This window comes from Kitasatospora sp. NPDC058965 (assembly GCF_042741245.1).
Classification (GTDB): Bacteria; Actinomycetota; Actinomycetes; order Streptomycetales; family Streptomycetaceae; genus Kitasatospora.
This window is the reverse complement of record NZ_JBHYKG010000040.1, coordinates 16092-39134: the sequence shown is the minus strand read 5'-3', so window position 1 is coordinate 39134 and position 23043 is coordinate 16092. Positions and strand designations below refer to the sequence as shown.

The 23043-nt window shown below is 73.1% G+C and carries 13 protein-coding genes; 6 read left to right on the top strand and 7 right to left on the bottom strand.

What is annotated here, in order from left to right; genetic code table 11:
* Positions 1–49: 49 nt before the first annotated feature.
* Genes ACFW1A_RS09915 through ACFW1A_RS09905 form a run of 3 tightly spaced genes read right to left on the bottom strand, consistent with a single transcriptional unit; the run spans position 50 to position 2439 of the window.
* Positions 50–478, bottom strand: a complete 429-nt coding sequence (locus ACFW1A_RS09915; RefSeq protein WP_380406971.1) for a VOC family protein — start codon at positions 476–478, stop codon at positions 50–52.
* A gap of 59 nt (positions 479–537) precedes the next feature.
* The gene (locus tag ACFW1A_RS09910; protein ID WP_380406969.1) at positions 538–1008 is read right to left on the bottom strand and encodes a helix-turn-helix transcriptional regulator; all 471 of its coding nucleotides are present in this window, start codon (positions 1006–1008) and stop codon (positions 538–540) included.
* 54 nt (positions 1009–1062) lie between these two features.
* Positions 1063–2439 (bottom strand): cation:dicarboxylate symporter family transporter, encoded by a 1377-nt coding sequence (locus ACFW1A_RS09905; RefSeq protein ID WP_380406967.1) that lies wholly within the window; start codon positions 2437–2439, stop codon positions 1063–1065.
* 160 nt (positions 2440–2599) lie between these two features.
* Here ACFW1A_RS09905 and ACFW1A_RS09900 point away from each other — a divergent pair, with 160 nt between their 5' ends.
* From ACFW1A_RS09900 to ACFW1A_RS09885, 4 genes are all read left to right on the top strand, one after another.
* Positions 2600–4276 carry an ATP-binding protein gene (locus ACFW1A_RS09900; protein WP_380406965.1) on the top strand — a complete coding sequence of 559 codons (1677 nt, stop codon included), beginning with the start codon at positions 2600–2602 and terminating at the stop codon, positions 4274–4276.
* Between the two features lie 5 nt (positions 4277–4281).
* On the top strand, positions 4282–4968 hold the full coding sequence (locus tag ACFW1A_RS09895; RefSeq protein ID WP_380406973.1) for a response regulator: 687 nt from the start codon (positions 4282–4284) through the stop codon (positions 4966–4968).
* A gap of 120 nt (positions 4969–5088) precedes the next feature.
* Positions 5089–6336 (top strand): histidine kinase, encoded by a 1248-nt coding sequence (locus tag ACFW1A_RS09890; RefSeq protein WP_380406963.1) that lies wholly within the window; start codon positions 5089–5091, stop codon positions 6334–6336.
* Positions 6324–6974 carry a response regulator gene (locus ACFW1A_RS09885; RefSeq protein WP_380406961.1) on the top strand — a complete coding sequence of 217 codons (651 nt, stop codon included), beginning with the start codon at positions 6324–6326 and terminating at the stop codon, positions 6972–6974. The genes ACFW1A_RS09890 and ACFW1A_RS09885 overlap by 13 nt, the downstream gene beginning before the upstream one ends.
* A gap of 100 nt (positions 6975–7074) precedes the next feature.
* Here the strand turns inward: ACFW1A_RS09885 and ACFW1A_RS09880 are convergent, their stop codons facing one another.
* Both ACFW1A_RS09880 and ACFW1A_RS09875 read right to left on the bottom strand, forming a co-directional pair.
* Positions 7075–9930, bottom strand: a complete 2856-nt coding sequence (locus tag ACFW1A_RS09880) for a beta-mannosidase (protein WP_380406959.1) — start codon at positions 9928–9930, stop codon at positions 7075–7077.
* A gap of 62 nt (positions 9931–9992) precedes the next feature.
* On the bottom strand, positions 9993–12062 hold the full coding sequence (locus tag ACFW1A_RS09875) for a glycosyl hydrolase family 8 (protein ID WP_380406957.1): 2070 nt from the start codon (positions 12060–12062) through the stop codon (positions 9993–9995).
* A 283-nt stretch (positions 12063–12345) separates the two neighbouring features.
* Between ACFW1A_RS09875 and ACFW1A_RS09870 the strand changes: the two genes are divergently transcribed.
* On the top strand, positions 12346–13686 hold the full coding sequence (locus ACFW1A_RS09870) for a PLP-dependent aminotransferase family protein (protein WP_380406955.1): 1341 nt from the start codon (positions 12346–12348) through the stop codon (positions 13684–13686).
* On the opposite strand, the gene ACFW1A_RS09865 is transcribed toward ACFW1A_RS09870, so the two are convergent.
* Both ACFW1A_RS09865 and ACFW1A_RS09860 read right to left on the bottom strand, forming a co-directional pair.
* Entirely contained in the window at positions 13677–14174 is a 498-nt protein-coding gene (locus tag ACFW1A_RS09865; protein ID WP_380406953.1) for an HAD domain-containing protein, read from the bottom strand. The two genes, ACFW1A_RS09870 and ACFW1A_RS09865, sit on opposite strands and share 10 nt — an antisense overlap.
* Before the next feature lie 20 nt (positions 14175–14194).
* Positions 14195–15724: an ArnT family glycosyltransferase gene (locus ACFW1A_RS09860; protein WP_380406951.1), complete on the bottom strand. Its 1530-nt coding sequence runs from the start codon at positions 15722–15724 to the stop codon at positions 14195–14197.
* Positions 15725–16098: 374 nt separating this feature from the next.
* Between ACFW1A_RS09860 and ACFW1A_RS09855 the strand changes: the two genes are divergently transcribed.
* Entirely contained in the window at positions 16099–22947 is a 6849-nt protein-coding gene (locus ACFW1A_RS09855; RefSeq protein WP_380406948.1) for an RHS repeat-associated core domain-containing protein, read from the top strand.
* The last annotated feature ends 96 nt before the right edge of the window (positions 22948–23043 follow it).

Here is a 23043-nt window from a genome sequence, read left to right as displayed (position 1 = left end):
GGCCTGAGCCCGGGGCGGCCGCCCGCACGGCGGTCGTGGCGACGGAGCGTCAGGCGTCCATCGGGAACAGCTGGGTGAGCCGCAGGTGGTTGCCGGACGGGTCGCGGAAGCCGCAGTCGCGGCCGTACGGGCGGTCCTCCGGCTTCTCGACGAACTCGACGCCGCGGGCGGTGAGCTGGGCGTAGTCGGTGTCCACGTCATCGGTGGTGAGGAAGACGGTGCCGGCGAAGCCCTTGCTGGTCAGGTCCAGCACCTGCTCGCGGGTCTGCTCGGCCATCACCGGCTCGCCGGGGACGGCCATCAGCGTGATCGACACCTCGGGCTGGCCCACGGGGCCGACGGTGAGCCAGCGGAAGTCACCCAGCTCGGCCATCGTGATGTCCTGGCGGACCTCGAAGCCGATCTTGTTGACGTAGAAGTCCAGCGCCGCGTTCTGGTCGTGCACCCACAGCTGCGCGTTGGCAATCTTCATGCTCATCGTCCTTCTCCCACTTCTGCCTGGCGCCGCCGAGCCTCTCCGGCGGCCACAACGCAAAGCTATGCGGCGGCGGGGGGACGCGTCTTCTCGAAACCTGCGCTCTTGCCGGGCGCCGACGGTTCGCGGAAGGTGCGGTGCTGCGGGCGGCCGTGGGCGCGCAGCACGCAGGACGGGACCATCGCGTAGGTGGCCGCGGGCGGGTGGGCCGCGCGGTAGGCGGCGGGGGAGCGGCCGAACATCCGGGTGAAGCTGGTGGTGAAGGAACCCAGGCTGTTCAGTCCGACCGAGAGGCAGATCTCGGCGATCGGCCGGTCGGTGGTGCGCAGCAGGGCGGCGGCGCGCTCCAGCCGGCGGGTGAGCAGGTACGCGTGCGGGGTCTCGCCGAAGGTCCGCCGGAAGGCCCGGCTGAAGTGCGCCGGGGACAGGCCCGCCGCGGCCGCGAGGTCGGCCACGGTCAGCGGCTCCGGGTACCGGGAGTCGACGAGGTCTTTGGCGCGCATGAGGTGCCGCGCGGGCGGGAGGTCGGCCATACGCCCAGGCTAGGCCCGGGGTACGACAGACGCTCCCGCCCGCGCGGCGCGTGCTCAGGCGTGCGCGCCCTCGGCCGTCGGGGCGCTCCCCTGGGCGGGCACCGCCGGCTGGTCGGCCGGGTCGGGCTCGACGGCGAGCGAGGTCTCGTCGAACGGGAGCCGGCCGGCCAGCACCTGCCCGGCCCGCTCGTGGTCCAGCTCCTTGGTCCAGTGCCCGATCAGCACGGTGGCCACCGCGTTGCCGGCGAAGTTGGTCAGCGCCCGGGCCTCGGACATGAAGCGGTCGATGCCGACGATCAGGCCGACGCCGTCCACCAGCTCCGGCCGGTGCGACTGCAGGCCGCCGGCCAGGGTGGCCAGGCCCGCGCCGGTGACGCCGGCCGCGCCCTTGCTGGCGATCACCATGAAGACCAGCAGCGACAGCTGCTGCCCGAAGGAGAGCGGCCGGTCCATCGCCTGCGAGATGAAGATCGAGGCCATGGTCAGGTAGATCGCGGTGCCGTCCAGGTTGAAGGAGTAGCCGGTGGGCACGGTGATGCCGACCACCGGGCGGCTGACGCCGAGGTGCTCCATCTTGGCGATCAGCCGGGGCAGCGCGCTCTCCGAGGAGGAGGTGGACAGGATCAGCAGGAACTCGCGGCCCAGGTAGCGCAGCAGGGCGAGCACGTTGACCCCGGCGACCAGGCGCAGCAGCAGGCCGAGCACCACCAGGACGAAGAGCAGGCAGGTCAGGTAGAAGCCGAGCATGATCACCGCGAGGCTCTTCAGCGCCGCCACGCCGGTCGCGCCGACCAGGGCGGCCATCGCGCCGAAGGCGCCGACCGGGGCCACCCACATGATCATCGACATGATCCGGAAGACCAGCTTCTGCAGGTGCTCCACCCCGCGCAGCACCGGCGCACCGGCCGGGCCCATGGCCTGCAGGCCGAAGCCGGCGAGCAGCGCGACCAGCAGGGTCTGCAGCACCTGGCCCTGGGTGAGGGCGGAGACCAGCGTGGTCGGCACGATCCCGAGCAGGAAGTCGGTGGTGCTGCCCGCGCCCTGGGCGGCCTGGGCGTGTCCGGCCTTGGCCAGCGCCTGGGTCAGGTGCAGCCCGGCGCCGGGCTCCAGCAGGTTGCCGACCGCCAGGCCCAGGGCCAGCGCGACGGTGGACATCACCAGGAAGTAGCCGAGCGCCAGGCCGCCGACCCGGCCGACCTTGGCCGCCTTGCCGACCGAGCCGACGCCCAGCACGATCGTGCAGAAGATCACCGGGCTGATCATCATCTTGATCAGGTTGACGAAGCCGGTGCCGACGGGCTTGAGCTGGACCGCGGCGTGCGGGGCGGCGAAGCCCAGCGCGACGCCGGCGACCACCGCGACCAGCACGGCGAGGTAGAGCAGGTGGGTGCGATCGGCGCGGCGTGCCACGGGGGCGGTGGGGGAGGACATGCGGGCGGCTCCTTCGCCGGGGACCGGACGGGGCGGCCCGCACCGGTGGGGGACGGTGCGGGCCTGGGTGGGGGTCGTCCGACTATCGGGCCGCGGGGTGACCGCCGTCACGTTTGCGTTCATAGAGTTCACGTCCGGCGGCTGGGGCACACTGTCCGACATGCCCCTGCGCCTGCCGACCCGCCCGCTGCCGCCACCGGTCCCCGGTGCGCCGGCGTCCGCGGCGCGCCCCGGGCGCCGGCTGCCGCGCAGCCTGGCGGGCCAGCTGTTCGCGGTGCAGGTGGTGATCGTGGCCGCCGTGGTCGCGGGCAGCGTGCTGCTCGCCTACTGGGTCACCGCGGACCGGGCCGAGGCCACCGCTCGGCGCGAGGTCACCGGAGTGGCCCGGACCGTCGCCGACTCCCCGACGGTGCGTCAGGCGGTGCTCGCCCCGGACCCCTCGGCCGCGCTGCAGCCCTTCGCCGAGCGGGTGCAGGCGGACTCCGGGGTCGACTTCGTGACCGTGATGGACACCGAGGGCGTGCGCTGGACCCACCCCGACCCCAGCCGGATCGGCCAGCGCTTCCTCGGCACCATCGCGCCCGCGCTGCAGGGCCGCACCTTCACCGAGACCTACACCGGCACCCTGGGTCCCTCGGTGCGCGCGGTCACGCCGGTGCTGGACGACCGGGGCCGGGTGGTCGCCCTGGTCAGCTCGGGCATCACGGTGCACGCGATCGACCGGGGCCTGCAGGGCCCGCTGCTGATCCTGGTCGGCGTCGCGGTGGCGGCGCTGGGACTCGGCGCGCTGGGCAGCTACCTGGCCAACGCGCGGCTGCGCCGGCACACCCACGGCATGGGCGCGGCCGAGCTCAGCCACCTGTACGAGTACCACCGGGCCACCCTGCACTCGGTGCGCGAGGGGCTGATCCTGCTGGACCCGGCCGGGCGGGTGGTGCTGTGCAACGACGCGGCGCGCGACCTGCTGGGCGTGGCGGCCGAGGCGGGCACGCCGTTCGCGGAGCTGGGGCTGCCCGCCGCGCTGACCGGCGCGGTGCTCGGGCCCGCCGCGGTGCACGACGAGGTGCACCTGACCGCGACCGGCGTGGTGGTGGTCAACAGCTCGGCGATCGAGCGCGGCGGGCCGGCCCTGGGCTGCGTGGTGACGCTCCGCGACCACACCGAACTGCAGGCGCTGTCCGGCGAGTTGGATTCGGTACGGAACTTCGGCGAGGCACTGGCGGCGCAGGCGCACGAGGCCGCCAACCGGCTGCACGCGGTGGTCTCGCTGGTCGAACTCGGGCGCTACCGGGAGGCGGTGGAGTTCGCCACCACCGAGCTGGAGCTGGCCCAGCGGCTCACCGACCGGGTGGTCGGCGCGGTGCACGAGCCCGTGCTGGCAGCGTTGTTGCTGGGGAAGGCGGCCCAGGCCGCGGAGAGCGGCGTGGAGTTCACCCTCACCGAGGACAGCCGGATCGACGACGGCGTGCTGCCCGAGGCGCTGTCCGCCCGGGACCTGGTCACCATCCTGGGCAACCTGATCGACAACGCGATGGACGCCGCGATCGCCAACGGCGCCCGGCACGACGGCCCGCCCGAGGTGACGGTCACCGCCCGCGCCGACGACGGCGAGCTGCTGCTGCGGGTGGCCGACAGCGGCGCCGGGATCGCGCCGGACGCGGTGACCGAGGTGTTCCGCCGCGGCTGGTCCACCAAGGACCGGGCCGGCCACGGCCTCGGGCTGGCCCTGGTGGCGCAGGCGACCCGACGCGGCGGCGGCACGGTGGAGGTGGGCCGTGACGGCGGCGCGGTGCTGACGGTGCGGCTGCCGCTGCGGGCCCGGCAGGCGGTCCGGTGAACGCCGTGATCCGGGTGCTGGTGGTCGAGGACGACCCGGTCGCCGCCGACGCGCACACGCTGTACGTGGACCGGGCGCCCGGCTTCCGGACGGTGGGCACCGCGCACACCGCGGGCCAGGCGCTGCGCCTCCTGGACCGGGCCCGGGCCGCCGGCGAGCCGGTCGACCTGGTGCTGCTCGACCTGCACCTGCCGGACGGGCACGGGCTGCAGCTGACCGGGCGGCTGCGGGCCGCCGGCCACGGCGCGGACATCATCGCGGTCACCTCGGCGCGCGAACTGGCGACGGTGCGCCAGGCGGTGTCGGCGGGGGTGGTCCAGTACCTGCTCAAGCCGTTCGGTGCGGCGGCGCTGCGCGAACGCCTGGACCGGTACGCCCGCTACCGCGAGACGCTGGCCCGGGCGGGCGAGGCGACCGGCCAGGCCGAGGTGGACCAGGCGTTCGCGGTGCTGCGGACGGCCGAGCGCTCGGCCCTGCCGAAGGGGCTGAGCGTCCCGACGCTGGACGCCGTGGCCCGGGTGCTGCGGGAGGCGGACGGCAGCATCTCGGCCGCCGCGGCCGGCGCCGCCGCCGGCGTCTCGCGGATCACCGCCCGCCGCTACCTGGAGCACCTGGTGGACACCGGCCTGGCGGTCCGGGAGCCGCGCTACGGGCAGGTGGGGCGCCCGGAGCTGTGCTACCGGGCGCGCTGACGGTCCGTCTGCCGGGCCCCGGAGCGACGGTGGGTCGGCTCCTCGGTGGTACTGGTGCCACCATCGGACCGGGTGCTGGGCGCATGGCACGCACTGCTCGCGGTGCTCTAGGTTCGAGCCGTGACGATTCCTCCCGGGCTGCGGCGCTCGGTCCTTCGGGCGCGGCGGGACACCGGATTCCTGGCCGCCGGTGTCCTGCCGCACCTGGGGCTGATCCCGGTGTGGAGCTGGGGCGTGGCGAACACGGCCGAGACCGGGAGCCGGCTGTTCGCGCTGCCCGTCTCGGCCGCCCTGATCCTGCTTGCCGTGCCGGTGCTGACGGCTGTTCAGCGGGCCCGGTACCGGGCGCTGCTCGGCGTGTTCCTCCCCCGGCCGACGCCCGCGCCGGGGCGGCCGTGGTCGTGGGCGGCGGCCGCCCGTCGGCTCCGCGCGCCGCGCATCCCGGGGCAGCTCGCCTACCACCTCCTGCTGGGCCCGGTCCTGGCGGTGGCGGAACTGCTGGTGCTCACGGCGCTGCCCGTGGGCCTGGCGGGCGCCACCTGCTCCGCCTGGGCGTGGGAGCTGCCGGTGGAGGTGCGCGAGCAGTGGTTCGGCGACACGATGCAACTGCCGTGCTACACGCTGGGCGGACTCGTCCTGCTCTGCGCCCTGCCGTGGACGGCGGGGGCGGCGGCCCGTGCCGAGTCGCGTGCGGCGACCGCTCTGCTCGGACCCAGCCGGGCCCAGCAACTCCGCGAGCGAGTCGATGAGTTGGACCAGAGCCGGACCGGCCTGATCGAAGCCGTCGATGCCGAGCGTCGCCGCATCGAGCGCGACCTGCACGACGGCACCCAGCAGCGGTTGGTCTCGCTCGCGGTGAACCTGGGCCTGGCGATGGCCACCCAGCCCGACCTGCCGGCCGGAGCCCGCGAAGCGCTCGCCGGGGCCCACCTGGAGGCCAAGCAGGCGATCGAGGAACTCAACGACCTGGTGCGGGGCCTGCATCCGGCCGTGCTCGAGGACCGGGGCCTGGACGCGGCGCTGTCCGGACTGGCCGCCCGGGCGCCGCTGCCGGTGCGCCTGCGGGTCGATCTGGCGGAGCGGGCGGCGCCCGCCGTGGAGTCGGTCGCGTACTTCGTGGTCTCGGAGGCGCTGACCAACGTGACCAAGCACGCCCGTGCGACGCGTGCCGAAGTGACCGTCCGGCAGGTCGGTAAGGTGCTGCGGGTGAACATCACCGACGACGGACTGGGCGGGGCCGACGCCCGCGCCGGCACGGGACTGAGCGGGCTGGCCAGGCGGGTCGGCTCCATCGACGGCACCCTGCAGGTCAGCAGTCCCGTCGGCGGACCGACCACCGTGACCGCGGAGTTGCCGTGCGAGCGGTGATCGCCGAGGACTCGGTGCTGTTGCGGGTCGGCCTGGTCAAGGTGCTGGAGATGGGCGGGTTCCAGGTCGCCACCGAAGTCGGGGACGGCGAGGCACTGTTGGCGGCGGTGGCGGAGCACCGGCCCGAACTCGCCCTGGTCGACGTCCGGATGCCGCCGGGCTTCACCGACGAGGGGGTGCGCGCCGCGGTGGAGATCCGTCGGCGCTGGCCGGGGACGGCCGTGGTGCTGCTGTCGCAGTACGTGGAGGAGCGGTACGCGGCCGAGCTGCTCTCCACCAACACCGGCGGCGTCGGCTACCTGCTCAAGCAGCGCGTCGCCGATGTGGCGGAGTTCGTGGCGGCGGTGCGGCGGGTGGCGGACGGCGGCACGGCACTGGATCCGCAGGTCGTCTCGCAACTCCTGCTGCGCCGCGACCTGGACCCGCTGGAACGGCTCACCCCGCGCGAACGCGACGTCCTCGGCGTCATGGCCGAGGGCCGCTCCAACGCCGGCATCGCGCAGGCACTGGTGGTCAGCGAGAGCGCGGTGGCCAAGCACATCAACAACATCTTCGCCAAACTCGACCTCCCCACCGCCGATGCGGACCACCGCCGCGTCCTCGCGGTGCTGAGGTTCCTGGCGGCGTCGGGAACCTGACCGGCCGTCCCCGGGCCCGACCGGCCGTTGTCCGATCGGCCCGGGTCGGCCTGCTCCGTGCTCGTGCGTCCGGCTCCGCAGATGGTCGACCGGACGGAACCTAGCCGGCCAGCGCCGGCACGTCGGTCCGGGCCGCGTTCGCCCCCGAGACGCTGACCACCGGGGCCGCGCCCTGCAGGTCCGCCGAACGGTAGGAGGCCGTCAGGGTCTCGCTCTCGCCCGGCCACAGGGTCACGTCGTTGTCGCCCCAGATGGCCGACCGCACCTGGTTGTCGCCGGGCAGTTCGGTGCCGGCGGCGGTGCCGCGGCGCAGGTCCGCCCGGAGCAGCAGGCCCACGGTCGGGGCGCCGGAGGTGTTGGTCACGGTGACCGTGACCAGCCTGTCCGCCCCGTTCGGGCCGGCCTGGTCGGTGACGCGCGCCGTGGCCGTGACGCCCGCCTGCGGCAGGCCGCGCAGCGCCTTGAGGTCGGCGTAGGAGGTCATGGTGGCCTGCGGTTGGCCGACGGTCTTCGCCCAGTCGGTCACGTCCGGGTTGGTGGAGTCCCAGTAGGTGTTGCGGTCCACCAAGGTCCCGTTCTGCCGCAGCAGCAGTTCCACGAAGTAGACGGTGCCGGCGGCGCCCGGCAGCTTCGGGGTGAGCACCCGGCCCGCCACCTGCTGCGGTGCCAGGTCGAGGGTGCCCGAGGTCCGGTCGTCCAGCAGGGCGCCGGCGGTGTCGTACACCTTGGCCTCCACGCTCAGTCCGGACTGCGCCGCCCCGCCGAGGTTGTCCACGGTGACCGTGTGGTCGTCCAGGGTGTAGAGCGCGTGCAGTGGGCGGTTGGCCCGCTGCGCGCCGAAGTAGGCGCCGGCCTGGTCGCCGTCGTTGTTGTAGAGCGCCCAGAGCAGGGTGGGCCAGCCCTTGTTGAGCTGCCAGTAGACGGTGCCGGTGGACGGTGCCGAGGTGCGGGTGGAGTGGGCGAGGTACGCCTCGAACTGGGCCCGGGTGGACTCGTAGTTCTGCAGCTGGGCCTCCTCCACGTACTGGCCCAGGCTGGTGGGGGCGCCGTAGCGGTTGGTGATCGCCGCGTCGAGGTTGTAGTTCGTGCCGAAGGCGTAGCCGGTGTGCTTGGTGCCCTCGTAGTTGTCGTGGTACTGGTTGGCCGCGGGCGACTGCCAGAGCGCGGCCTGGTCGCTCGCCGACAGGAAGCGGTCCAGCGAGTCCTGGGTCGGCACCGTGGTGCCGGAGCTCTGCTCGCTGTCGAAGCCCCAGGCACCGCCCGCGTTGGTCTGGGTCGGATCACCGGTCGCGGGGTGCGCGGTGTCGTACCAGTAGTTCGGCGGCACCCAGTCGTACGGCCCCTCCTTCTCGCCCGAAGTCCCCAGCTCGGGGCTGGCGTTGTACTCCGCGGAGGAGACGAGCGGAACGTCCAGGTCGGCCGCCGCGAAGCCGGCCAGGGCCAGGCGCTCCTGGGTGGCCGTGGGGGCGTTGTCGCTCCACTGGAAGGAGAAGACCGAGGGGTGGTCGCGCAGCGCCTGGCCCACGGTCTGTGCGGTCAGTTGGTAGAGCGCCTGCTGGGCGGCGGTGTAGCTGGTGGCCTCCCAGAAGTCGCAGCACTGGTAGCCCGCGTTGACCAGGATGCCCGCCGCGTCCATCTGCCGGAACCAGTCGGCCGGCATGAAGTGGCCCTCCAGCCGCACGGTGTTGACGCCCATCGCCTTCAACAGGCCGATCTGCTGGGCGGTGTCGGCCGGGTCGTAGCGCAGGAACAGGTCCGGCGACCAGCCGCCGCCGCGGATCACCAGGGGGACACCGTCGACCTTGAACGTCCGCACGCCTTGCGGCACGGCCGCCGACGGCCCGGTGAGCGAGGAGTCCACGGTGCGGATCCCGAAGGTCGAGCTGGTCGCGCCCAGCACGGCGCCGCCCTGGGCGACCGAGGTGGCCAGCGTGTAGAGCGGTTGCGCGCCGAGCTGGTACGGCCACCAGATCTGCGGGTGCGTCAGCTCCAGTGCCGGGAAGGCCGTGGGCGTGAAGCCGACGGTCTGCGAGGTGCCGGCCGGCACCGTGACGGACTGGCTGACCGAGACCGGCGCGCCGCCGCCCGGCGGGGTGACGGTGGCCGTCACGGTGCCGGTCTGCGCGGTGGTCGAGGTGTTGGTCAGCTGGGCCTTCACGGTCAGTGCCGAGCTGCTCAGGTCGGCCGCGGTGTCCTGCACCACGTGCGCGTCGCCGACGATCAGCGGGCCGCCGGTCTCCAACTGGACCGGGAACTGGATGCCGGTGTTGTTGTCCGGCGGGATCTGGCTCCAGTCCACGTCGTCGACCGTCAGCATGGTGTTCGGGTTGTTCGGGTGCAGCTCGATCGCGAGTGAATTGCCGCCCGCGCGCAGCAGCTTGGTGATGTCGAAGGTGTTCTTCGCGTAGCCGCCGGTGACGTTCGCGGCCGCGGCGACCCTGGTCCCGTTGACCCAGACGTCGGCCGCGCCGACCACCCCGTTCAGCACCAGCCGGGCCGCCCGGCCGGCCGGCGGCGAGGCGAAGTCGGTCCGGTACCACCAGGGCACCGAGAACTGGGGCAGGGTGTCGGCGCCGACCTTGGTGAGCTGGCCGTAGCAGCTCTTCATGGTCGCGGCGAAGAAGACGTTCGGGCAGCCGCCGTTCTGCAGCAGCGCGTTGATCTCGGTGCCGGGGGCGCCGCCGCCGTCGTTGCTGACGGTCAGCCAGTTCCCGGTGGCGAAGCCCGGGGTGGAGATCCGGGCGCCGCCCTGGGTGGCGGTGGCACTGCTCAGCACCTTCCACCCGCCGGTGGCGCCGAGGTCGGTCAGGGCGGTGGAGCCGGTGGGCGGGTCGGCGTGCGGGGCCGCGGTGACCGGCGGCGGGGCGGCGGCGAGGGCGCCCGGGGGTTGCAGCGAGAGGGTGCCGAGACCGAGGGCGAGGACGGCGACGGCGAGCCTTCTGCGGTGGCGGACCATGCGTGCTCCTGGAAGGGGGAGGAGCGGCCCCCGGCTCGGCGCCGGGGGCCGCTCGGCGGGTGCTACTGGACGTTCAGCGCGGTGTCGTCGACGACGAAGTCGGTGGTACCGCCGTTGGCGTCCGTCTCGGTGCCGGTGAACTTGAGGGTGACGGTCTGGCCGGCGTAGGCGCTCAGGTCGGCGGTCTTCTGGACGTAGCCGGTGGCGTGGTCGAGGTTGGAGAAGGTCGCCGGGGTGGCCAGCACGGTGCCGGCGGAGTTCAGCACCTGGAGCTTGAAGGTGTCCGGCTTGGCGGTGCTGGTGTTCTCGGTGGTGTCGACGTGCAGCCAGTAGCCGAGGGTGGCGGTGCAGCCGGCGGGGACGGTGACGGTCTGGGCGATGCTGTCGGTGTCGGCGCTGCCGTTCCCGTCGAACCAGGCCAGGTGGGTGCCGCCGTGCGCGGGTTCGGCACTGGTGGCGGTGGTGATGGGCTGGAAGCCGAGCGTGGAGGCCTGCGTCCAGGGACTGGCACTGCTGCCCTCGAAGCCTGCGTTGCCGAGCAGTTGGGCCGGGGTGCAGCCGCCGCCCGTGGTGCCGGTGACGGTCAGCGTCCAGCCGGCGGTGTGGCTGCCGGAGGCGGCGGTGCCGGTCACGGTGACCGGGTAGCTGCCGGCCGGGGTGGTGGCGGAGGTGCTGACGGTGAGGGTGGCCGAGCCGCCCGCCGTCACCGAGGCCGGGCTGAAGGCGGCGGTGGCGCCGCTGGGCAGGCCGGTGGCGGAGAGGGCGACGGACTGCGCGGAGCCCGCGGTGACGGCGGTGCCGATCGTCACGGTCGCGGACTGGCCCGCCGGCACCGTGCCGGTGGCCGGCGCGGCACTGATCGAGAAGTCGTCGGCCGGTGCGGCGGCGCCGGTCGGGCTCCAGTAGTCGCCGGCCATCACCAGGTAGACCAGGGTCTTGATGGTCTCGCCGAAGTAGCCGTCGCCGAACGGGTTGGTCGCCAGGTAGTTCCAGAGGGTGTCGGTCCAGGCCTGGTCACCGGCGGCCATCGCGGCCGGGCCCACCGCGTCGCCGGCCTCCTCGGCCGTGTCGGTGGTGCTGTAGGGGGTGCAGTCCAGCTTGGTGTGCGGGTAGACCTTCTGCGGGTTGCCGCCGGACTCGCCCTTGAGGCAGGCGGACTCCTTCTTCGCGGTGGCCAGCGCGGTGGCGCCGCCGTACAGCAGCGCGTCGGTGCCCAGGTGCCAGGGCACCCGGATCGAGTTGTAGCCGACGATGTTGTCCGGCTGGTTCTCCTGGTAGTTGGCGGGGGCCGGGCTCGGGCTGGTGGTGTTGGCGCCCACCACGAAGTCGCTGAGCAGGCCGCCGGTGGCGGAGTGGGCCGCGGTGAACTCGTTGATCACCGCCTCGGTGCGGGTGACCACCTTGTTCCAGTCGTGCGCGGGGTCGTAGGCGGCGAAGGCGCGCAGGTGGTCGAGCATGTGGTCGGACGGGCGGGTGTCGGTGGTCGGGCCGTCGTCCTCGCACTTGAGGTGGCCGTCCGGGGCCACGTCGTGGGCGTAGAAGGCGGCGAGCCAGGCCGTCGCGTCGGCGGTGTAGCCGCCCCACTGCTTGTCGGCGAGGATCAGGCCGTAGCCGATGTCCAGGTCGCCGTCGGTGGCGCCGTCCGGAGTGCCGCCGCTGTAGTACTTGCAGGTCTTGCCGTCCAACTGCCACTGCATCAGGCCGTACTGGTCCTCGTGGTCCTTGACCAGCTGCCACAGGCCGTTGAACTCGGTCTGGGCGTTGGCGTCGTAGCCGGCCATCAGCGGGACGATGTTCATGCCGTAGCCCTGGCCCTCGGAGACCGGGCCGTTGTTGGTGGCGTCGCCGTCGCCCTTGGTGGAGACGTAGTACTCGTTGGAGGCGCAGCCGTGGACCAGGTAGCCGGCCTTCCACGAGTCGTACTGCTTCTCGACGGCGGCGTCCCGGCTGGCCGGGGAGGCGGACGGCATGACGCCGACCTTGTAGGTGGTGTGGCTGGGGAACGGGTGGCTGACCCCGGTCGCGGCGGCCGGGCCGGCCGCGAGGGCGGTGAGCGGCAGGGCGAGCAGTGCGGAGACGGCGACCGAGGCCACCAGGCCCTTGGTCGCGCGGGGGAGTCGGCGGATGCGCATTCAGGCTCCTTGGCGGGGGGAGGCTCCGGACCGTGGGGGAGCCGGAGCGGTGGAGCGGTGCAGGGGAGCGGTGAGGAGTGCGGTGGTGCGGCGGCCTGGATCGAATTAGTAAAGCTTACTAACCTGTGCCGCAGTAGAGAGGGTTCCTCCGTCGGCCCCGGTTCGTCAAGGGAGTGGGGCGTGCGGATCGCGGGGAGCCCGACGCGCCGGACATGTGGACTAGACCAGGGGGAGGGGCGGTAGCCTGCGCTCGACCCGCCGGATCCTGCCGCTGGAGACCCGTGTGACCAAGACCGTCGAGCTCGCCGCCCAACTCGCCCTGGCCGACCTGCACTCGGCGCTCGCCGATCCGGCGCTGGAGTCGATGAACTTCCTCAACGAGGTGGCCGGCCGCTACCCCGAGGCGCTGTCGCTGGCGGCGGGGCGGCCGTACGAGGAGTACTTCGACCTGGCGGCCGTGCCGCGCTACCTGGCCCGGTACGAGCGCTACCTGGCCGAGGAGCGGGGACTGACCGCGGATCAGGTCCGGCGGACCGTGCTGCAGTACGGGCGCACCAAGGGGATCATCCACGACCTGGTGGCCCGCAACCTGGCGGTGGACGAGGGGATCGAGGTCGACCCCGAGGCGGTGGTGGTGACCGTCGGCTGCCAGGAGGCGATGTTCCTGGTGCTGCGCGCGCTGCGGACCGACGAGCGGGACGTGCTGCTGGCGGTCACCCCGACCTACGTGGGGCTGACCGGCGCGGCCAGACTGGTGGACCTGCCGGTGCGGGCGGTGCGGGGCGGGCCCGCCGGGGTGGACCTGGCGGCGCTGGCCCGCGAGATCCGGGCGGCCCGCGCCGAGGGGCTGCGACCGCGTGCCTGCTACCTGCTGGCGGACAACTCCAACCCGTCCGGCGTCACGCTGGACCTGGCCGCGCGCCGGGCGCTGCTCGAACTGGCCGAGCAGGAGGACCTGCTGCTGCTGGAGGACAACCCGTACGGGCTCTTCTCCGCCGAGCGGCTGCCCACCCTGAAGGCGCTGGACACCGCGCGCCGGGTGGTCTACCTGGGCTCGTTCGCCAAGACCGGACTACCGGGCGCCCGGGTCGGCTACCTGGTCGCGGACCAGACGGTGGCCGCCCCGGACGGCAGCACCGGCCTGCTGGCGGACGAACTGGCCAAGCTGAAGAGCATGCTGACGGTGAACACGTCCCCGATCGCGCAGGCCGTGATCGCGGGCAAGCTGCTGGAGCACGACTGCAGCCTGCTGCGCGCCAACGAGCGCGAGATCGCGCGCTACCGGGAGAACCTGGCGGTCCTGCTGGCCGCCCTGGGCGCGGCGTTCCCGGCGGGCGCGGACGGCGCGGACGGATCCGGGGTGAGCTGGAACGTCCCGGCGGGCGGCTTCTTCCTGGTGGTGACGGTCCCCTTCGCGGTCGACGACGCGCTGCTGGAGCGCTCCGCCCGCGAGCACGGCCTGCTGTTCACCCCGATGCGCCACTTCGACGACACCCCGGAGGCGGCCACCCAACTGCGCCTCTCGGTCAGCCTGCTCACCGCCCCCCAGGTCGAGGAGGGGGTCCGCCGACTCCGGGCCCTGGTGGCGGCCCAGGCCGGAGGCGGGCGCCCGCCTCAGGCCTGAAGCCGGGTCAGCCAGCCGGTGACCGCCGCGTAGTCGGCCGGCTGGAGCCCGAGCCGCGGGTCGACGCGGTGCAGCAGGGCCGGGGCGGGGTGGTGCCGGGCCACCCAGCTCCGGTCGGCGGCCGTGATCTCGTCGTCCAGCCAGACGAACGGGCGGCCGGCGGCCCGGGCCACCAGCGGGCCGGTCTTCCAGTGGCGCCCGAGCGGGCCGCAGTCCTCCTCGTCGTCCTCCCCGTCCGGCGCGGGCCAGTGCACCACGGGCAGTCGGGGCAGCCCCAGCCTGGGCGCGAGCACGTCGTTGGCCTCGTCCTCCCAGGTGGTGGCCCAGACCAGGGTGCCGGGCAGGGCCAGCAGCCGTGGCCCGTGCGCGGGGTCGAGCCTGGCCAGCAGCGGGTTGGGGTCGTCCGGACCGGCCACCGGGTACTGCCCGGGCGGCCCGCCGAACGGGAGCAGCGGGCCGTCCACGTCCAGGAAGATCAGTGGGGTCACGGCTCGACCGTACCGGCCCGTCAGTAGTAGTGGCGCAGTTGGGGCCAGAGGGCGGACCACGGGGCGGTGGGGCCGGCGCAGAGCAGGACCGGGGCGTGCTGCTCCTGGTTGGGCAGGTGGTGGCCGTTGTCGACCGTCGCGACCTGGCGGCAGTCGGTGAAGTACCGCTCGACGGCCGGGTACCGGGCCGGGTGGACCAGCAGGACCGGGCCGGTGGCGGAGTCGGGGGGCCGGCCCCAGTCGGCGAAGGACATGTGGCCCGCGTACGGGTCGGGCAGGCCGTACCGGCTGCCGTACCGGGCCAGCGCGCCGGCCTCGCCGTAGTTCGCGGCGAACACCACGGCGCGGGAGCGCCGGTCGGCCGGGATCGCGGCCCAGCCGGTCCCGACCGCCGCGGCCAGGTCGGGCCAGCCCACCTGCTCGCCCTGCTCGGGGTAGAGCCAGGTGACCGCCGGCAGTTGGCGGGCCGGCAGCACCGGGAGCGTGATCACCACGTTGACCAGTGCGCCCACCGCCAGCCAGCCGGCGAACCGGGCCCGGCGCCGGGCGGCCTGCGGCCCGCGCAGCCGCTGCGCGAACGGCTCGCAGCCGGCCGCGGTCAGCACCAGGAGCAGCGGCAGCGCGTAGTACGGCTTGCCCCCGCTCGCCAGCACCAGCACGCAGACCACCGGGTAGCCCACCGCGAAGGCGCGCGCCCACCGCAGCTCCGCCGCCCGCCACAGCCGGCGCCATCCCGTCCACCAGACCGGGATCAGCACCGGGGAGAGGTAGAGCAGTTGCATCGGCACGAGCACGACCCGGTTCGCGAGCCCGTCCTGGTCGCTGATCCCCGAAGCCACCGTCAGCTGCGGCCAGCCGTGCGCCGCCTGCCACCACAGGTTCGGCGCCACCACCGCCAGCGCCACGGCCGCGCCGCCCACCGGCCACCAGCCGCGCAGCACCTCCCGCGGACCGACCGCCCGGATCGCCGGGACCAGCGCGGCCACCAGCAGCAGCACCAGGTCCTTGTTGAGCAGCGCCACGCCGACGGCCGCCCCGACGGCGAGCCACCACCGCCGGTCCCCGGTCCGCAGCAGGCGCAGCACCAGCAGGCTGACGGTCAGCCAGCCGACCAGGTCCGCCGTCACCGTGGACAGCATGTGACCCACCGCCAGCACCATCGCCGAGCAGCCCGCGCACCCGGCCGCGAGCAGTTGCCCGCCCCGCCCGGCCCCCAGCTCGCGCGCCAGCAGCGCCACCAGCACCACGGTCAGCGCGCAGAGCAGCACCGCCACCACCCGCAGCCCGGCCGGGCTCGCCCCGAACACCGCCACCGACGCCCGCCCCAGCAACGGTGTGAGCGGCGGCTGGTCGTCGTACCCCCAGGCCGGGTGCCGCCCGGCCACCAGGAAGTAGAGCTCGTCCCGGTGGAACCCGTACCGACCCGCCAGCGCCAGCTGCACCGCGGCGACGACGGCCGCCACGGCCAGCACGGGCCGCAGGGCGAACGGGTCCAACGCGCCGTGCGAGGCCGCGCCGGAGGGCCGCGGCTCATTCCCCCGAATGTCCACGGCGCGAGTCTGGCAGCAAGCGGGCGGTGGTGGAAGGGCCGTCGGCGGGCGGCCGACGACCGGGCGCCGTGGCGGGAGGGAAAGAGTAGGCAAAACCTCTGCTCCGGCGGGTGAGGGTGACCATGATCACTACTGGTGATCATTCGAGTTGGGAGCCTTCGGTGGCCGGGTAGCGTGCACCGGTGGCTGCTCCGGCCGGCCGGGTCGCCCGTTGCATTCCGCGATCAGCCCCTCTACGGTCCTTCGTGCACAAGAAGACGATCGATCGTTCAGATTTACTGTCGCAGGGGGGATTTGACGTGCTTTCACGTCTCCAACGGCAACCAGCGTCGCGGGGGAGGGAGTGGGGGCGCCGGGGCACGGTGGCCGGTGCGGTGTTCGTCGCACTGGCCCTCGTGGTCCCGGCGGCCACTGCCGACGCCGTGGTGGGTGGCTACCACTACAAGGGCCGCCTGTGGGCGGCCGACCCGGCTCCGGCCCAGCCGAAGGTCCAGGGACACCCGGTCTCGGGGACGCCGGCCGGCCACCCGGTGGCCGAGCCGGCCGGCTCCCGGGCGCTCCGCCCGCACACCGCCGCGGCTCCGGCCTGGCCCGGTGCCTCGGACCGGGTGGTGGACCTGACGGGCGCCGCGGCACCGCAGCCGGGGAACCGCGCCGCGGGGCAGCCGGACCAGGCGGCGGCGAACGACTCGCCGGTCTCCGTGGCCGCTGCCAAGGGCTCGGCGGCACCCGACTCGGTCCGGGTGAAGACCGCGGACCGGGCCACCGCCCAGGCCGCCGACGTCAACGGGGTGCTGGTCGGCCTGACCCGGGCCGACGGCAGGTCGGCGGCGGCCGACGTCTCGGTCTCGCTGGACTACCGGGCCATCGAGCAGGCGTACGGCGGTGGTTGGGCCTCCCGGTTGCGCCTGGTGCAGCTGCCGGCCTGTGCGCTGACCAGCCCCGAGGTACCCGCCTGCCGGGTCCAGCAGCCGCTGGCCACCACCAACGACCCGGTGACGCACCGGCTGACCGCCACGCTGCCCGTCCCGGGTGCCCCCGAGGCCGCGGGCGGCGCGCGGACCACGCCCGCGGGCCTCGTGGTGCAGGCCGCCGCGACGACGGCGAACGCGGGTACGGCGGTGGCCGCGGTACCCGGTACCGGCGGCTCGCAGGGCGACTACTCCGCGACCCCGCTGTCGGCCTCCGGCTCCTGGTCGCAGACGGCCTCCGGCGCGTTCACCTACACCTACCCCGTCGCCGTCCCCTCCTCGCTGGGCTCCACCGCCCCGGACGTCGCGCTGTCGTACGACTCGCAGGCGGTGGACGGGGAGAACTCGGCGCGCAACTCGCAGTCCTCGTGGATCGGTGACGGCTGGGGCTACAGCCCCGGCTACATCGAACGCTCCTACAAGTCCTGCGCCAACGACGGCATCACCGGCTCGACCGACGAGTGCTGGGCGGGCTGGAACGCGACGATCTCGCTCGGCTCCCACAGCGGCCAGCTGGTCCGGGACAGCAGCGGCGTCTACCACCTGCAGGGCGACGACGGCACCAAGGTCGAGGACCTGACGGGTGCGTCGAACGGCCTGTGGAACGGCGAGTACTTCAAGGTCACCACGACCGACGGCACCCAGTACTACCTCGGTCTCAACCACGCCCCGGGCACCACCTCCGACGCGGCCACCAACTCCGCGTGGGGCGTGCCGGTCTACATGCCCAAGGCGGGCGACCCCTGCTACGACGCCGGCAAGGGCAACGCCTCGCAGTGCGCGGCCGAGCCGGGCTGGCGGTTCAACCTGGACTTCGTCGTCGACCCGCACGGCAACCTGCAGCGGTACGACTGGAACAACGAGGCCAACTACTACAACATGGGCTACGGCCAGGCGCTGCGCAGCGGCGGTGGCGGGCAGTTGACCGCCTACACCCGCGGCGGCTACCTGACCCAGATCTCCTACGGTTACCAGCTGGCCGACGAGCAGGCCGGCCGCGACCCCGCGGCCAAGGTGGTCTTCTCCACCGCCCAGCGCTGCACCGTCTCCACCACCACCTGCCAGTACGCGAACCTGAACGCCACCACGGCGCCGAACTGGCCGGACACCCCGTACGACCTCAACTGCACGTCGGGGATGCTCACCTCGGGCACGGGCAGCAACGTCTGCCAGATCGGCACCCCGAGCTTCTGGTCGACCTACCGGCTGCAGACCATCAGCACCTCGGTCAAGGTGGGATCGACCTGGCAGCCGGTGGACAGCTATGCGCTGACCCACCTCTTCTCGGACGCCGGCGGCACCATGGACCCGGTCACCGGCAAGACGGTCGACCCCAAGGACGCGGGCGCCCTGCAGTCCGTCATGTGGCTCTCCCAGATCCAGCGCACCGCGCAGGACACCTCGGCCGGCGGCAGCGGCACCATCACGCTCGACCCGACCACGTTCACCGGCGTCGAGATGGACAACCGGGTCGACGGCCTGACCCCGGCGGCGCCCCCGCTCTACCACCCGCGCCTGTCCAGCCTGCAGACCGAGTCCGGCGAGTCGATCGCCGTCACCTACCGGGCGCCGGAGTGCTCCCGGGTCAACTCCACCATGCCGGCGTCGCCGGACTCCGACACCATGGCCTGCTACCAGGTCTACTGGACCACGCCGGGCGGGGCCGCCCCGATCAACGACTGGTTCCAGAAGACCCTGGTCGCCCAGGTTTCGGACAACGACGCGACCAAGGCCGGCTCGCCCGCCAAGGTCACCACCTACGCCTACTCCGGCGGTGCGGCCTGGCACCGGGACGACAGTGACCTGACGGACGACCAGTACCGCACCTGGAACGACTTCCGCGGCTACCGCACCGTCACCATCACCAGCGGCGCGGCGCCGGACCCGGTCTCGCAGACCGTCACGTCCTACTTCCAGGGCATGGACGGCGACCGCAAGGCGGACGGCAGCGCGCGCAGCGTCACGCTGACCAACTCCCTGGGCGAGGGGACGACCGACAGCAGCTGGCTGGCGGGGGTCCCCCAGGAGACGGACACCTACACCCAGGCCGGCGGCACCGTGCTCACCAAGGCACTCGTCACGGCGCCGACCTACGCCGTCACGGCAAGCACGCCGCGCACCGCGTGGACGTCCAAGACGCCCGCTCCCACGCTGTCCACCCTGCCGGACCTGACGGCCCGCCGGATCCAGTCCAGCTCGATCCGCGAGCAGAAGCTGCTGGCCGACGGCAGGACCTGGCGGACCACCCGCACCGACACCGGCTACGACGGGCTCGGCCGACCGGTGCAGACCGACTCCAAGGGCGACGTCACGGTCCCGGGCCAGGAGACCTGCAGCACCACCGCCTACGCCAACGCACCGCCGGCCAACCCGATGATGCTGAGCTACCCCAGCGAGACGATCACGGTCTCCGGAGGCTGCGGCACCGCTGCGGGCACCGCCACCACGCTGACCGACAAGCGCGTCTTCTACGACGGCGACGGCAGCATCACCAACCCCGGCACCCTCGGCCAACTCGGCGCCAACGGCAGCACGCTGGGCCTGGTGACCGCCACCCAGTCGGTGAAGTCCTACGACGGCTCCGGCAACCCGGTCTTCCAGACCGACGGCGCGGCCTCCTACGACCAGTACGGCCGGTCGGTGCGGACCGTCGACCTGGCCGGCCAGGTCACCACCACCGCCTACACCCCGGCCACCGGCACCTCGGCCACCCAGGTCAGCACCACCAATCCGCTGGGCTGGACCAGCACCAGCACGGTGGCGCCCACCCGTGGCGTGGTCACGCACACGGTGGATGTCAACGGCCGGGTCAGCGACCGGAAGTACGACGCCCTGGGGCGGATCACCAGCGCCTGGCTGCCGGGCCGCAGCATGGGCACGCAGAGCCCGGACAAGGTCTACGGCTACACCCTGCACGGCTCCGGCACCCCGGACCCGGCCACGGTCACCACGCAGACCCTGCGGGAGGACCAGAGCTACGCCACCGTGGTGCAGATCTACGACGGATTCCTGCAGGAGCGGCAGACCCAGAGCACCACGGCCGACAACTCGGCCGGCCGGCTGATCTCCTCCACCCACTACGACAGCCGCGGCCGGACGCACTCCAGCGTGCCGTCCTACGCGGACACCACCACGGCGCCGGGCGGCACGCTCTTCGTCGAGAACGAGAACACCCTGCCGGCGGAGACCGTCACGGCCTACGACGGTTCGGGACGGCCGGTCAGCACCACGCTGTACTCGAAGGCGTCGCCGCTGTGGACCGCCACCGCGGCCTACCCGGGTGCCGACGAGACCGACGTCACGCCGGCCGCCGGCGGCACTCCCACCAGCAGCTACACCGACGCGCTGGGGCACACCACCAGCACCGTGTTCCACGGCGGCGCCGGCGTGGGCGACCTGACCACCCGGTACGGGTACACCCCCGACGGCCAGTTGGCCACCGTCACCGACGGCGCCGGCCGCACCTGGTCGTACGGCTACGACCTGCTGGGTCGCAAGGTCTCCCAGACCACCCCGGACACCGGTAGCAGCAGCACCGGTTACAACCAGGCCGGTCAGGTCGCGACCGTCACCGACGGCAAGGGCCGGACCCTGTCCTACACCTACGACCCGCTCGGCCGCCAGACCGGCGAGTACGCGGGGACCAGCACCACCGACCAGACCCAGCAGTTGACCGCGACGGTGTACGACACCCTGGCCAAGGGGCAGCCCACCGCGCAGATCCGCTACGTCGGCGGCTCCGGCGCCGGCGGCAGCGCCTACACCGAGGCGGTGACCGGCTACAACACCGCCTACCAGGCGACCGGGACCAGCGTCACCGTCCCGGCCGCCGAGGGCGCGCTGGCGGGCACCTACACGCACGCCACGCAGTACACCGCCAACACCGGCCTGATCTCGGACAGCATCTACAACGCCGACGGCGGGCTGCCCGGCGAGGACGTGGGGTACGGCTACAACCTGCAGGGCGGACTGGTGTCCACCGGTTCGGACTTCGCGCCGTACCTGGACCTGGCCTCGTACAGCCCGTTGGGCCAGGTGCTCCAGTCGACCTACGGGGTGCTCGGCAAGCAGCTGCGCACCGCGCAGACCTACGACGACGCCGCCGGCCGGCTGGCGACCAACCGGGTCTCGCTGCAGACCGCGTCCACCAACCCGATCTCGTCGACCGGCTACGGCTACGACCCGGCCGGCAACATCACCAGCACCAGCGAGCTGCAGTCCTCGGGCGGCACCGACCAGGTCTTCGACACCCAGTGCTTCCAGTACGACGGCCTGGACCGGCTCACCACCGCGTGGACCGACACCGCCGGGGTCGGCTCCCCGACGGCGGGTCAGCTCGCGCACTGCAACTCGTCGAACCCGGCGCCGGCCACCATCGGCGGCCCGGCCCCGTACTGGCAGTCCTGGCAGTACAACGCGGTCGGCGACCGCACCCAGCAGGTCCAGCACGACGTCACCGGCAACACCGCCAAGGACGTCACGCAGACCAGCAGCTACCCGACCAACGGCGTGCAGCCGAACACGGTCGCCGGCGTCACCACCACCGGCCCGAACGGCACCAGCACGCTCGCCGCGCAGTACGACGCGGTCGGCAGCACCACCAGCAGGACCACCACCGGGGTCTCGCCGGTCAGCCAGACCTTCGGCTACGACGCCGAGGGGCGCACCTCCTCCGCCACCACGACGGTGGGGAACGGCGCTCCGCAGACCACCGGGTACCTGTACGACGCGACGGGCAACCTGCTGATCCAGCGCGGGCCGAGCGGCACCGTCCTCTACCTGTTCGGCGGCGCCGAGCAGTTGACCCTGGCGGCCGGCAAGGTCAGCGGCCTGCGCTACTACCACGCCCCGGACGGGACGGTGATCGTCCGGTCGAGCAACGGCGGCGTCGTCTACCAGCCGACCAACCCGCAGCACACCGCCGAGCTCCAGGTGGACGCCAAGACGCTGACGATCACCCGGCGCTCGTACGACCCGTACGGCAACCTGCGCGGTGCAGCGCCCGGCAGTTGGGCGGACAACCACGCGTACCTCGGACAGCCGGCGGACCCGACGACCGGGCTCGACCTGCTCGGGGCGCGGCAGTACGACCCCGCGCTGGGCCGGTTCCTCAGTGCGGACCCGATGTTCGAGATCGGTGATCCGAACCAGATGGGCGGCTACACCTACGCCGGGGACGACCCGGTGACCCAGAGCGACCCGAGCGGTCTCTTCTCGATCGGCGGGGCCTGGCACAAGCTCACCCACAACACGGTCACCCGGACGCTGACGGACTGGCACGCGTGGGAGAGCGGCGGCCAGATCGCCATGGGCGCGGCGGGCATGGTCGAGGGGTTCGAGGACTTCTCGGGCGGCGTGGAAGCCTGCGTGGCGGGTGGCGTCGAGACCGTGGGCCTCGCCTGCGGGGCCGGGTTCCTGATGTCGGCCAAGGGCGTGGTCACCATGGCGGCCGGGTTCACCCTGGTGGTCAACGGCGCCAAGGGCCTGAACGACGCCATCAACCGGGCCCGCGACGGCGGTGACGACGGTGGCGGTGACGGCGGCGGCGGACACGATTCGCCGTCCAGCAACGACGACGGGGTCTACCGCAACCAGGCCGCCAAGAACCAGCGCGAGATGGCCGACCGGGACGCGGGGAGCGGCTCGGACGACGGCGGCGGCGGGAACGGCGGCAAGGGTGACGGCGGCGACGGCGGGAACGGCGGCGACGGCGGAAACGGTGACGGCGGCGACAACGGCAGTCCCGCCGACAACCCGGGCCACCGCTCCCCGAGCGACCGCGGAAAGCCCGCGAAGAAGAAGTTCGCCGTGCAGAAGACCTATGCGGCTCCGGAAGGGGACTGGACGTTGGAGGACCGCCTGGCCGAGGCGGACAGCAAACTGCAGGAGGCGATTCAGGCCGACCGGAAGTCGGGCAATGCGCAGAAGCTCGACCGGGCGTGGAGTGCGGGTGTGAACATCGACACCGGTGAGATCTCCATCGCGACGTCCGGAACCGTGGAAGGGGCCGATGCGGGATTCTGCGCCGAGGGCAACGTGGTGAACGCACTAGGCGGGAACTCGTTGAGGGTGAGGTTCACCATGTCCTCCCGGGTGACGGCGGAGAATCCGCTGACCGTCGACCGGAACGTCAATATCTGCGACAAGTGCGTCAAGGATTACGATCCCGGACAATTTCCGGCCGGAACCAGATGGGGCGATACCAACACCAGGCTGGTGCTGATCGACGGTACACTGGGCCCCTTGGAGTAGACCGGTCGTCATGTTGGGAATCTCATGCTTGACTTCAGCCCCGCGCCGGTCATTTCGGCGCAGAGCTTCGACAGTGCCGGAGAAATGGTGGTCGAG

Bases quoted from the DNA above. Each gene is read 5' to 3' on its own strand.
- ACFW1A_RS09915 (WP_380406971.1), bottom strand. From the start codon at position 478: ATGAGCATGAAGATTGCCAACGCGCAGCTGTGGGTGCACGACCAGAAC.
- ACFW1A_RS09910 (WP_380406969.1), bottom strand. From the start codon at position 1,008: ATGGCCGACCTCCCGCCCGCGCGGCACCTCATGCGCGCCAAAGACCTC.
- ACFW1A_RS09905 (WP_380406967.1), bottom strand. From the start codon at position 2,439: ATGTCCTCCCCCACCGCCCCCGTGGCACGCCGCGCCGATCGCACCCAC.
- ACFW1A_RS09900 (WP_380406965.1), top strand. From the start codon at position 2,600: ATGCCCCTGCGCCTGCCGACCCGCCCGCTGCCGCCACCGGTCCCCGGT.
- ACFW1A_RS09880 (WP_380406959.1), bottom strand. From the start codon at position 9,930: ATGGTCCGCCACCGCAGAAGGCTCGCCGTCGCCGTCCTCGCCCTCGGT.
- ACFW1A_RS09875 (WP_380406957.1), bottom strand. From the start codon at position 12,062: ATGCGCATCCGCCGACTCCCCCGCGCGACCAAGGGCCTGGTGGCCTCG.